Genomic DNA, 12,621 nt, shown 5'->3' with positions numbered 1-12,621 from the left:
TACCTAAAATTCTAAATTAAACTAGAACAGGTTTAATTTAGAATAAAGTTTTACTAAAAAGTTTATAAAAAGTAACGATATAAATTATTATAAACACTAAATATATTGGGGGTAAGGACTATGTCTAAAATTTCTAATTTATTAGAAATTATAATAATGCTGCAATATAAAGGTTTAACTACTGCATCAGAATTATCTGAAATTTTGGAAGTGGATAAAAAAACTATATATAGATATATAAGAAATTTGAACGAAGCAAGTGTACCTATATATACAAAAAAAGGAAGAAATGGTGGATTTTATATAGACCAAAATTTTTATATAAAACCTTCCAACTTAAGTGAAAATGAACTGGAAGCTCTTCTTATGGCGGAGGAAATACTTACATCAAAAAATGGTTTTGTGTATGAAAAGGATTTAAAAAATGCGATTTTTAAAGTAAAAAGCGTAAATGTAAATAAAAATGAGGATTTAAGTAAAATAAATGACAATAAGAATTTTTCAATAAATTATGTAGGAAATATGGAAAATCTAGAAGATAAGATATCTAAGATAAATTATTCTATGAGCAGGGGAAGAAGTTTAAGCATAAATTATTTTTCAGTAAATAAAAATAATTTAACTATGAGAAAAATAGATCCCTACGATTTGATATTTAAAGAAGGAGATTGGTATATAATAGGCTATTGTCATATGAAAGGTGATATACGCAGCTTTAAGCTAAATAGAGTAAAAAATTTGAAAATTAGTAAAGATATATATATGAGACCTCATACATTTTCACTAAAAGAATATTTGGACAAGAACTGGGGTATATTTATGGGTGATAAAATAAAGGTAGTAATAAAGTTTAGTGAGAAGGAAGCTGCTTTTATAAAAGATACTACATGGCATATACATCAGCATATAGACCAACTTGAAGGTGGAAAGATACTTTTTACTATATACTTAAATGAATTGGAAGACATTAAAAAATGGGTACTGAGCTTTGGAAAAGATGCGGAAATAATTGAACCTATAGAGCTTAGAAAAGATATAAAGAGAGAATTAGAGGAATTGTATAAAATATATTAAAAATTTTAATTTTTATGAATAATTTGTTTGGAATGGGACATTATAATAAATGTAATTAGGAGATTTAAATCTCCTAGCATCAAGTAATAAAAATGTTATTTGATGTAATAACCCCCCATCCCCCTTGGGACCGCGAGAACGGTCCCTTTTTTATTTAGCTTTATACATAGATGCAATTTTAAAATGATATTTTTTTTCACTACTTTTATCTGGTATGAGAGCTAAGTTTAGAGTATAATTTTTTACTATGTTGGTATCTGTGTTAGAAATGGCTTTAAAGTTTAATGTCCAGGATAACTCAGAAGTATTTCCATTTGTATCACATTTAGTTTCCATGAACAGTGCATCCTGAAATACATAGGAGTTGTTTTCACCGGACATGTTACCTATTAGAGACATATTTTCACTGGATATGCTAGAATAAAATATATCTTTAGGTTTGTAGGATTCACTTTGAGGAAGTCCTTGAATTAATTTAATAAATGCACATATAGTATCCTTTCCCATAAAAGTACTGTCACTCTCATAATTGTAATTTTTAAATTTATAGTTTAAAAAAATGTAATTTGAAAGTGTCATGCTGTCTCCTTGGAGTTTACCAGATATTACTTTTGGTGTCTTGTTGTTTTTACAGTCTATAAATCCCAATATGTTGTTATAATTTGAAAATATATTATCAAATTTGTTATTATTGAATGTAAAAACACGTTGAACTGGTTTATTTGCAATGGAACCTTGTACAAATATTTCAGGAATCTTATTTCTGGATACATCCATAAGAATTACTCTAATGGGCCAATAAGGAGAATAACTTTCGATTGTAGGGGAATTTCTATCTGTTTGAAAATTAAAGGACTTATCTCCAATCATTACTTTCATTGAATACTTATTTTCATTACGCACAATAGATAATATATCATCTTTTCCATCACCATTAAAATCTGCTTTTATTTTTTTATTATTTGAAATAGTGTTAAATGAAGGAGAAGAGCTTCTGGATACTATAAAAATTATGACTGCTGATATAAATATCAATAGTAATATAAAAAAGTAGATATATTTTTTCTTTAGAAATATTATCCTAAATTTCATAAATTTCACCTCCACTTAATTATATGAATGTATTATATATTTAATTATTATGTACAAAATAAATTTATAGAAAAGGGGCTTAAATTATATTTAAAGGAGATGATAGAATTTATGCTCAAAAATAAGACAATTACATTTTTATTAATGATAATATTGTTATTTAATTTATCTGCATGTGGGAAAAATACAGAAACACTCAAAAAAAATAGACAGATAAATGTATATGTAGGTGTAAAGGATAAAGAATCTTTAAATATAATAAAATTTTTAACAGATGAATATAAAAAGAAAAATCCTAAAGTAAAGGTAAACATAAATAATGCGATAGGAGAAAAAGTGGATGAAAATGTAAGTGAATCTAGTGATATAGATATCGTAATTGCTTCAAGAAATGACATGCTAAAGTTAGTTAGAAAAGGACTTTTAGCGGATATGGGAAATACGTATGAACAAAATAAATTAACTGATAAATATTATACTTCAGTAAAATCTTATGGTAGGTTTAATGATAGATATTATGGAATTGCTGTAATGCCTTATACTATAGAGATACTCTGCAATAAAAGTGCCTTCGATAAGTTAGGCCTAAAAATACCGAATAATATAGATGAATTTAATGCTTCTTTGAAGACAATGAACTCTACATCAATGAGAGTACCTGTAGTTCTTAATGAAGGAATGGATATTAATAATACTTTATTTTCTATTATATCAAGCAATACAATTACTATGAAGAAACTTGAAAATATATATGATAGCGGACCTTCTGCATACAAAAAGTTAACTGAGGTTCAAAAAAGTTTCGATTTGTTAAATGATCTTGTAAAAAATGGATCTATAAACAAGGATACTTTTGAAATAGGAAATGAATCAAGTTTAAAAAAGTTTGACAAAGGAGACATTCCAGTAATAATAGCATCTTCATATTATGTGAATAATTTAAAAAACAAAAATATAAAATGCTTTGAGTACTATAGCCCAAATTCTAAAAGTCAGTTAAAAGTCCCAATTATGGCAGATGCTATAATGAGTGTTCTTATAAGTAGTAAGAACACAGAAGAGACAAACGAATTTATAAAGTTTGCATTTGGAAAAGATGCTCAAAAGAAGTTAAGTGACAAAGGTTTTGTAACAGGATTTAAAAGCTCAGACATTTCAAAAGATGGTATAAAAAAGTGTGTAATAACTCATTTAGAAAACAGCACGGAAGACAATATAGCATTTATATATAATGTACCAGAAAGCTTTAAAAATAATATATCAAGCAAGGTTGACAGTATACTTTCTGGAAAATACACTAAAAATGAATGGAATGAAGTAGTAGATGAGTCATCTTAAAAATAGGCAGTTATCTTAATTATAAAAGATAACTGCCTTAGATTTTGCTACCCACAAGCATTATTCTTTAGAATTTTTTTGGCAGTCTTTACATATGCCGTAAAAATAAACTTGATTACTTAATACTTCGTAGTCAACACAATCTTTAATTTTATCATTTAAATTAGAAAAACAAATTCCTTCTACGTCATCTACTTTCTCACAAACTATACACTGTATATGAGAATGAGGATGAACATTTCCATCATATCTAAAGTTGCTTTCTCCTATATTGATTTCCTGTACTAAATTTACATCAACTAAAGTTTTTAGAGCCTTATAAACAGTTGCTAGGCTCATAGTAGGATATTCTAGCTGAAGGGCTTTATATATGGTTTCAACCGAAGGATGCTTCTTGGTAGATTGTAAATATTTATATACAGCAATACGCTGTGGGGTAAGTTTTAGCTTTTTTTCTCTAAAAATAGAAGTTAAATTATCCATATGCACCATCCTTATTTTATAATCAATTCTACTATATAATAAAAATTATTAGTTGTCAAAATTAAATTTGTGGTAATTATTATAATAAATGTTATATACTTATATTGATTAAGATAACATATATATAGTTGTTAATAAATATACAATACATAACTGAAACAAAATGATCATAAATTAATAAAAGGTTATAAAATATATATTTATTATTATAAAAAGCTTGATTATTAAGAAAATTGTGGTACTATTAACTTATAAAAGTTAATAAATTAACATACTTTATACCTATTTCTCATTTAAAATAAGAGCGGAAATTTTCACTCTTATTTTTTTACATTTATCCTTAGAATTTGTATATTTTATTCAAATATTATATAATAACTAAGGTAAGTTAGCACGCAATGCTGGCTTTATGCAGGAGGGTAAAACTCATGAATATTTATTTTGTAAGACATGGACAAACAAATGAAAATAATAATAAATATTATTACGGAAAGCTTGACGTATCTTTAAATGAAAAGGGTTTAAGTCAAGCAGAACAGACAAAAAAGCTTTTAAGTAATATAGAATTTGATGATATTTATGTAAGTGACAGAAAACGGGCATCTCAGACAGCTAAGATAATTTTAGGAAGTAATTCTAAGGAGATTATTACAGATGAAAGATTAAATGAGATGAATCTTGGAAAGTTTGAAGGCAAAAATTACAAAGAAATAATGAAACTTTACCCTGAAGAATGGAAAAAGTGGAGTGACGATTGGAAAAGTGTGTCACCACCTGAAGGAGAAAGTTATGTTGAATTTTATTCTAGAGTAAAAAGCTTTATGGATGATATTTTAAAGTTAAACAAAGACAACGTTTTAGTAGTTACTCACAGCGGTGTTATAAGATCAGTTTATTGTTATGTTTTAAATGGTATACTTGATTTTTTCTGGAAATTTTCTTCAAAGAATGGAGATATTACTCTAGTTAAGTATGAATATAGTAATTTATTTATAGATAGTATCACCCATGTTAATACATAATATTGATTACAATTTTATTCAAATATACTATAGATTATACTAGGGGGTAATTACTTTGAAGAATTTAATAAATGATTTCTTTTTAATGGTTCAATTTATGACTAGAATTCCAATTAATAAAAGCTTCTCTTGTGAACAAGAAAATTTTAGGAGAGGCACTGTCTTTATGCCAGTTATAGGACTATTGGTAGGGGGAATTCAATGGATAGTGTACAAACTATGTATAATGGTGCTTCCTGTAAATGTAAGTGTAGCTATAATACTTTTACTCGGTATCATAATTACAGGTGCACTGCATTTAGATGGACTAGGAGATATGAGTGATGGTTTTTTTGCCTTTAAAGGTAATGACAAAATTATAGAGATAATGAAAGATAGCAGAATAGGAACTTATGCGTGTGCTACTATAGTTATGGATATAATATTAAAATACAGTCTTCTTTGTTCTATAGTGCCTAGGTTTTCTTTTATAATAATAGCTGCACCTGTTATAGGTAGATTTTCAATAGTATTTATAGCTTTTATAGGTAGAACGGCTAAGAAAACAGGAACAGGAAACTTCTTTATAGGAAATATAGGAAAGTTACAGATGTTTCTAGCACTTGTTGTAACTATTGCCATTTTACTTTGCGGTATGAATCCAAAATATGCTGCTATAATGATACCTGCTGCTTTGATTATGGCACTTTTAATAAATGTATTTTGTAACAAAAAAATTGGAGGCCTTACAGGAGACTTATTTGGGGCAGATAATGAGATGGTAGAAATACTTACTATGATAATAGCTGCTGTTATACTTACTAAGTTAGTATAAACAGAGTTATTGGCATGATATGGAGGATAAAATATGGGAAAGATAACTTTAATAACAGGAGGCAGTAGAAGTGGAAAAAGTACATTTGCAGAGAAAATTCTTGAAAATGAAGATGACGTACTTTATATAGCAACTGCTGTAGTTACCGACAGTGAAATGGAAAAGAGAATTGAGAAGCATAAACTGAGAAGAAATCAGAAATGGGAAACTTATGAAGGTTTTACTAAGTTAGACAAGGCTATAGAAAAATCCAGCAGTAAATACATAATGTTAGAATGTATAGGAACTATGGTAACTAATATAATTTTTCAAAAAAACTATGACTTTGACAATATTACATCTGATGACATAGAAAAATTAGAAAAGGATATAATTAAGGAAGTAGATAATATAATATCTTCTGTAAAACATAGTGACAAGCATATTTTAATTGTTACTAATGAAGTAGGATATAGTGTAGTGTCTGAGTATAAGCTAAGCAGAGTATTTGTAGATATTTTAGGAAGGGTTAATCAGTTTATAGCTCGCTTTAGTGATGAAGTATATATGGTAGCTTGTGGTTTGCCTATAAAGCTAAAGTAAATTATTTTTTATTAGAAAGGTTAAATGATATGAAACATAATAGAAAACTAAATATATTTTTAATTATCATAATTATAGTTTCTATAATTCCTTTAACTTCTTGTATAAAAGACAATGTGCAGCCTATTTCAAAAACTGAATATATGCTTGGTACTATATGTACTATAACGGTATATGACAATAAGCCTGAATCAGTTATAGATAAAGCGTTTGCCAGAATTAAAGAAATTGAAAATAAGATGAGTGTAAATAAACCTGGCACAGAATTGGATGCAGTGGCAGATGCTGCAGGTAAGAATTTTGTCAAAGTATCCAAGGATACATTTTATGTTTTAAAAAAGGGAAAATACTATTCAGAACAGTCATCAGGGGCTTTTGACATAACAGTTGGGCCTTTAGTTAAACTATGGGGAATAGGAACAGATAACGCTAGACTTCCTTCTCAAAGCGAAATAGATGAAAAGAAATCACTTATCAATTATAAAGATCTATTATTAGATGAAAAGGATAGTAAGGTAATGCTAAAAAGACAGGGTATGTCTTTGGACTTAGGTGGAATTGCAAAGGGATATTCTGCAGATGAGGCTGCAAGAATACTAAAGGAAAATGGGGTTAAACACGCCATTGTAAACTTGGGAGGAAATATTTTAGCTATAAATACTAATACTAACGGAAAACCATGGAACATAGGAGTACAAGATCCTTTTAAAACAAGAGGAGATCCTGCTGGAGGGTTAAATGTTACAAATAAAACTGTAGTAACTTCAGGCATATATGAAAGGTATTTCGAAAAAAATGGGAAAAAATATCACCATATATTAAATCCCTTTACAGGATATCCTATGGATAATAATTTAGCTAGCGTTACCTTAGTCACAGATGTTTCCATAGATGCTGATGCCATGACTAAAAATATATTTTATCTAGGAGTGGATAAGGGAATGGACTATGTAAACAAAAAAAATGGATTACAGGCTATATTTATTACAAAGGATAAAAAAGTTTATGTCACAGATGGATTAAAAGGTAATTTTCAAATTACTAATTCGAGTTTTAAGCTTATGGATAAAAAGTAACTTTATACATGAATGGCATGAAAAGGGTAGAAGTAGAATATATAATTGCTGCACATTATAATATGCAACTATTTGCAAGATGATAAATAATAAATAGCAAGGAATTATATATAAAACTTGATATATGACAAGTTTAGTAGTATTATGATGGTGACAATGTCTATTAGGTAATAATGTACCTAAATAATGAGTACAGGCTTGAATTTTATATTTATAAAGATTTGAGTATAAGGTAGTTCACTGTATAAAATATATTTAATGTAATTATAATAATGTAGGTGGAGGTATTTAATATGTCTGAAATAACTAAGAATATGACTATAGCTGAAATTATTAAAATAAATCCCAAAAATGCAGAAAGATTGATGACTTTTGGAATGGAATGTGTGACCTGTGGTGAATCTCAAGGAGAGACATTAGAAGAAGCTGCAAATGTACATGGATTAAATGCAGATAATTTAGTAAGGGCATTAAATGCACTATCTTAGAATTGGAATTTGTTAATAAAAAGTATATTAAAAAATTAAATGAATATATAAATTAAAAAGTGAAAAGTGAGGTTGAAAATTATGGCAAAGATATCTAAAGATACAACTATAGGTGAAATAGTAAAAATGAAGCCAGCATATGCTGAAACATTAATGAATTTTGGAATGGGATGCATAGGCTGTCCTGCATCTTTAGCAGAAACAGTTGAAGAAGCTGCTGCAGTACATGGCATTGATGTTAACAGTTTAGTTAAAGCTTTAAATGAAGTAGAAGATAAATAATCAATGAATCTTACTTAGTGGTAGTTTTTTCTTCCACTAAGTTTAGATGAATTATCTAGGGGTGTAGCTACTGTTATCTCCCACTTTGATAGAAGTGTGAGTGTTACAGTAGGTAGCCATCAGATAAAAAACATTAAAATAGATAGGATGATAAAATCCTATCTATTTTTGCATTTTGTTGTATCAGCAAGTCTACAGCTAGTACATTTATCATCGCAGGATTCCAGATGAATCATTACTTCTGTATTTTGAAGTGAGTGACTCATTTCGTTTTCTATGTCATCACACAATTTATGAGCATCTTTTATATGCATATCTTCAGGAAATACTAAATGAACATCCACATATCTTTTATTTCCAGATTTTCTTGTTCTAAGTTTGTGAAAGTTGCAGTAACCGGAACTGTATTTAGATATACAATCTTTTACAATACTGATTTCCTTATCAGATAATTTTACATCTACTAATGGATTAAAGGCTTTTTTTAGCAGACATAAGGCTTCCTTTAAAATAAATAAAGCTACAATTACTGCTATTACAGGATCTAGAAAATGCAGTTTTGTAATCCATATTAGAAAAAGCCCTACGCCAACTCCAAGGGAAGTATATACATCTGTTTTAAGATGAAGAGCATCTGCTTCTAAAGCAATAGAGTCATTTTTTTTAGCTACTTTATATAATCTTTTGGATACTAAAAAGTTTATTGCAGCAGAAAAAAACATAACAAAGAATCCTAGACTGGATGAGGATACTTCTCCTCCGCTTACTATCTTTTTTATAGCTTCTACTATTATCCATATGGATGCAGCAAATATAAGCAGTGCTTCAATTACACCGGATACATTTTCGAATTTACCGTGCCCGTAAGGATGCTCTGCATCTGCAGGCTTGGATGATATTTTAACAGAAAAAAACGATATTATAGCTGCAATTAAATCCATAGTTGAATGTATGGCTTCTGACAGGATACTAACTGATCCTGTAATTATCCCAACTATTAATTTCATAGTTATTAAACATGCATTAGAAATTATAGAAAGTCTTGCTGTCTTTACTTTTTCATCCATTTAAAAAACATCTCCCCTAAAATTTAGCAGTTATCAAATGATAAGAACTAATACCTATTATAATAGGACAAAAATCATTATAAGTCAATAGAAGACTACTTCGATATGTATTCTCAATTGATAAAGAAAATTGACTTCAATATAACCTAAATAATAGGGAAATAAACACACAATTTATTATATGTAAATTAAACAAATATGATTATAGGTATTCTAAGCAAAAAATCAACCTTATACTCCGGATATTTTTACAACCTTCAGCTCATTAAATATTTTGATAAGCCTAAGAAAAAAATTCTAAAAAACCTAAGAACTTTTGAAAACTCGTACCTCAAACAATTCAAAAGTTTTAAGTTTTTACGAATTTTTTTCTAAGACTTATATACAAAATATTTAAAAGAGCTTCACTATTGTAAAAATATGCCTGTGTATAAGTTGATTTTTGAGTTAGAGTGCCCATATAAATCTATATAGGGCTTCTAATTGAAATTTAAACTTATACATAAAGTGTAATGACAAAATTGAAAGCACCTTTAAAAACTTTTTCATAAGTCTTAGCAAGGCATTTTAGAAAATCTTAGGAGATTAGATATGTTTAAGGTACGAGTTTATCTAAGGTTCTTAGATTTTCAAAATGCCAAGCTTTAGACTTGTCAAAAGCTTTTATGGTGCTAAAATTTGTCATTATATGCTTTGTATAAGGTAACTTCAATCTAGAAACTCTATATTTAAATTAAGAAAGTTATCCGCCTAAAGTTATATCCTGATCGTTATACCATTTTAGAGCATGTATTAAATGTTCCATTTTAAAATCAGGCCAATAGTCATCTATTATGTAAAAATCTGAATATACAGATTGAACTGGTAAAAATCCGCTGAGCCTTCTTCTACCACCCCATCTTATTATTAAATCTACTCTTGATATATCATGGGAATTTAGACTGGATATAATGGAATGTCTATTTGTAGTTGATAAATTTTTAGTTTTACCTAAATCCCATTCCCACCCGTAATTTACTAAAAAATTAACTTTTATTCCCCCTTTACCGAAATCTTTTCTAACCATATAAGGGAGAAGTTCTTTTGGAAACATAGGAGATTCAGAGTTTCCAACTACTAAAAGAGAAGCATTTTCTTTTGAAAGTATTTTTACAGCTTCTATACAAGCTTTGGTGAAGGCTTTAGCTTGAATTGATGGTCTTTTAGTATTATCTGTAGTGAATCCATAATAGGTTAATTCATTTATTCCTAATTTTTCACATAATTTAAATAATTCTATTCCAGGTTTTAGACCAAAACTATATCCTTTTTCTTTGCTTAACCCTCTTTTAACTGCCCAGCGCCTGTTTCCATCTGGAATTATACCTATGTGATTTGGCAGTGCCATTTTTACATCCTCCTCTAGTTTAAGTACTAATTTAAATTATTACCAAGAGTTGGATTATTATTCTACAATGAAAATTGAATATAAAAAACTAGACAGTTTTTTATATTATACGAGTAAATCCTTCTCCTAGTACTTCATTTACATCATTTACAGTAATAAAGGCCTTGTCATCTAAAACTTTTATATAATTTTTTAACTTTAAAAACTGTTTTCTGTCCAAAATGGTGGTTATAACTTCTTTATTGCTATTTTTATAGGCTCCTTTGGCGTAATAGATAGTCGCACTTCTAGATAGTTCATTTACAATATATTTTTTTATATTTTCACCATTGTTACTTATTATAGCAACTTGCTTATAGGAGTTCAAACTTAATATAACTTTATCAATTATAGTAGAGTTCAATATTACTCCAAGAATTGCATACATTCCTTTGCTTACTCCAAGTATTAGGGTTGCTGCTATAGTTATTGCGATGTCTGCCATTAGAACAGATTTGCCTATGCTTATTTGAGTGTATTTGTTTATTATTTTTGCAATTATATCTGTCCCACCAGTAGAGGCGTTTAAGTTAAATACAATTCCCATACCTAATCCACATATGAGTATGCCTAATATAAGTTGAATTAAAGTATCATTGCTGAAAGGCTTTATATTGGGATATATTTTTCCCATTAAAAGTACAAGAGCGGATATAGAAAAACTACAAAATATGGTCTTACCACCAAACACAGGTCCTATTACAATTATACCAATGGTAAAAAGTATAACTTCCATGCCCATCATTAAAAGGCCTATTGGAATATTTGGAAATATACTGTTTATAATTATAGCGATACCGCTTGTTCCTCCAGCTGCTATATGATTTGGAGCTAGAAAAAAATAAGTGCCAAAAGCTACGAAAAGTGAACCTACTAGTATAAGAAAAATATCTTTCAAATTTATTTTCATAAGTCAAAGCCTCCTATATATAATTTCTATTTAATTTCGTAGTTTATTCATCAAAAAAAGCACATAAAATCCAAGTAAGAAATTCTTAGATTTATATGCTCTCATTACACACAAATTCATTGTGAGAATGTCTTTTCAAATTTACTTCCAATAATATTATATAATGATAGATATTTTAATGTCAATATGATCTTAACGTCACATTATTTGCGGAATATGGGTTTAAATAGTATGCATAATAAGTGATTTCGTCATTTAACTTGTATTATTTAATTAGTAATATTATAATAAAATAGTAAAGTAAATAAATGTATAAAAGCTATTAAACTTATACAAAATTTATCAAGTTTTGCAGCAAAGCCTTATCAATGAATCTTACTTAGTGAAAGTGTTACAGTAGATAGCCATCAGATAAAATTTAGAATAGTGGGTGATTTTTTTATGCAAGATGTGATTCTTACAGAATCAGGTAAAAAAAAGTTAGAAGATGAATTAGAATATTTAAAAACAGTTAAGAGGGTAGAAATCAAGTTAGCGTTGAAAGCAGCACGTGCACAAGGTGATTTAAGTGAAAATGCAGATTATGATGCTGCAAAAGATGATCAATCTATGACTGAGACTAGAATACAGGAACTTGAAGCTCAGCTCAAGAATGCAGTAATAATCGAAAGCTCTTCGGAAGCAGATGTATTCGATATAAATAAAACCGCATTAGTAAAATTTTGTGACGTAGATGAAACTGAAGAAGTTACCTTAGTTAGTACAGTAGAAGCAGATGTTAAGAATATGAAGATAAGTATAGAGTCTCCTTTAGGAAAGGCACTTTATAAACTAAAAGTAGGTCAAAAGGCAACTGTGGCATCTCCTGATGGAAGTTATGATGTGCAGGTTGAAAAATTATTGTAAAATAAGTGTGTTGAATGTTTTATTTTTATAAGTTAAATTGATGAAAATATGTTGACAAATA

General features: G+C 28.4%; 14 protein-coding genes. 9 read left to right on the top strand and 5 right to left on the bottom strand.

Annotation, left to right across the window (positions count from 1 at the left end):
* The first annotated feature begins 120 nt into the window (after positions 1–120).
* Positions 121–1,074: a helix-turn-helix transcriptional regulator gene (locus CLAU_RS07010; protein ID WP_013240182.1), complete on the top strand. Its 954-nt coding sequence runs from the start codon at positions 121–123 to the stop codon at positions 1,072–1,074.
* Between the two features lie 150 nt (positions 1,075–1,224).
* On the opposite strand, the gene CLAU_RS07005 is transcribed toward CLAU_RS07010, so the two are convergent.
* On the bottom strand, positions 1,225–2,166 hold the full coding sequence (locus CLAU_RS07005; protein ID WP_013240181.1) for an FG-GAP repeat domain-containing protein: 942 nt from the start codon (positions 2,164–2,166) through the stop codon (positions 1,225–1,227).
* Positions 2,167–2,277: 111 nt separating this feature from the next.
* On the opposite strand from CLAU_RS07005, the gene CLAU_RS07000 reads away from it, so the two are divergent.
* Positions 2,278–3,504: an ABC transporter substrate-binding protein gene (locus CLAU_RS07000; RefSeq protein WP_023162262.1), complete on the top strand. Its 1,227-nt coding sequence runs from the start codon at positions 2,278–2,280 to the stop codon at positions 3,502–3,504.
* Between the two features lie 60 nt (positions 3,505–3,564).
* On the opposite strand, the gene perR is transcribed toward CLAU_RS07000, so the two are convergent.
* The gene (gene perR / locus CLAU_RS06995) at positions 3,565–3,987 is read right to left on the bottom strand and encodes a transcriptional regulator PerR (RefSeq protein ID WP_023162261.1); all 423 of its coding nucleotides are present in this window, start codon (positions 3,985–3,987) and stop codon (positions 3,565–3,567) included.
* A 428-nt stretch (positions 3,988–4,415) separates the two neighbouring features.
* Here perR and cobC point away from each other — a divergent pair, with 428 nt between their 5' ends.
* From cobC to CLAU_RS06965, 6 genes are all read left to right on the top strand, one after another.
* Complete coding sequence (cobC, locus tag CLAU_RS06990; protein ID WP_023162260.1) at positions 4,416–5,009, top strand: alpha-ribazole phosphatase; 594 nt, start codon at positions 4,416–4,418, stop codon at positions 5,007–5,009.
* A 55-nt stretch (positions 5,010–5,064) separates the two neighbouring features.
* Positions 5,065–5,823 (top strand): adenosylcobinamide-GDP ribazoletransferase, encoded by a 759-nt coding sequence (gene cobS, locus CLAU_RS06985; protein ID WP_029169910.1) that lies wholly within the window; start codon positions 5,065–5,067, stop codon positions 5,821–5,823.
* Between the two features lie 33 nt (positions 5,824–5,856).
* Positions 5,857–6,405 (top strand): bifunctional adenosylcobinamide kinase/adenosylcobinamide-phosphate guanylyltransferase, encoded by a 549-nt coding sequence (gene cobU, locus CLAU_RS06980; protein WP_013240176.1) that lies wholly within the window; start codon positions 5,857–5,859, stop codon positions 6,403–6,405.
* 29 nt (positions 6,406–6,434) lie between these two features.
* Entirely contained in the window at positions 6,435–7,481 is a 1,047-nt protein-coding gene (locus CLAU_RS06975) for an FAD:protein FMN transferase (RefSeq protein WP_013240175.1), read from the top strand.
* A gap of 293 nt (positions 7,482–7,774) precedes the next feature.
* Positions 7,775–7,969, top strand: coding sequence for a DUF1858 domain-containing protein (locus CLAU_RS06970; protein ID WP_023162258.1), 195 nt, complete (start codon positions 7,775–7,777; stop codon positions 7,967–7,969).
* 81 nt (positions 7,970–8,050) lie between these two features.
* Positions 8,051–8,251 carry a DUF1858 domain-containing protein gene (locus CLAU_RS06965; RefSeq protein ID WP_013240173.1) on the top strand — a complete coding sequence of 67 codons (201 nt, stop codon included), beginning with the start codon at positions 8,051–8,053 and terminating at the stop codon, positions 8,249–8,251.
* A gap of 158 nt (positions 8,252–8,409) precedes the next feature.
* On the opposite strand, the gene CLAU_RS06960 is transcribed toward CLAU_RS06965, so the two are convergent.
* The 3 genes from CLAU_RS06960 to CLAU_RS06950 form a co-directional block, all read right to left on the bottom strand.
* Positions 8,410–9,318, bottom strand: a complete 909-nt coding sequence (locus CLAU_RS06960; RefSeq protein WP_023162257.1) for a cation diffusion facilitator family transporter — start codon at positions 9,316–9,318, stop codon at positions 8,410–8,412.
* Positions 9,319–10,060: 742 nt separating this feature from the next.
* The gene (locus CLAU_RS06955; RefSeq protein ID WP_013240171.1) at positions 10,061–10,705 is read right to left on the bottom strand and encodes an undecaprenyl diphosphate synthase family protein; all 645 of its coding nucleotides are present in this window, start codon (positions 10,703–10,705) and stop codon (positions 10,061–10,063) included.
* Between the two features lie 100 nt (positions 10,706–10,805).
* A complete protein-coding gene (locus CLAU_RS06950; protein WP_013240170.1) occupies positions 10,806–11,654 on the bottom strand; it encodes a YitT family protein in 849 nt (282 codons plus the stop codon).
* A 441-nt stretch (positions 11,655–12,095) separates the two neighbouring features.
* On the opposite strand from CLAU_RS06950, the gene greA reads away from it, so the two are divergent.
* Positions 12,096–12,560: a transcription elongation factor GreA gene (greA, locus tag CLAU_RS06945; RefSeq protein WP_013240169.1), complete on the top strand. Its 465-nt coding sequence runs from the start codon at positions 12,096–12,098 to the stop codon at positions 12,558–12,560.
* The last annotated feature ends 61 nt before the right edge of the window (positions 12,561–12,621 follow it).

It is taken from the genome of Clostridium autoethanogenum DSM 10061, assembly GCF_001484725.1.
GTDB classification, from domain to species: domain Bacteria; phylum Bacillota; class Clostridia; order Clostridiales; family Clostridiaceae; genus Clostridium_B; species Clostridium_B ljungdahlii.
The sequence above is the reverse complement of the archived record's forward strand: the minus strand, read 5'-3'. Positions and strand labels throughout refer to the sequence as shown.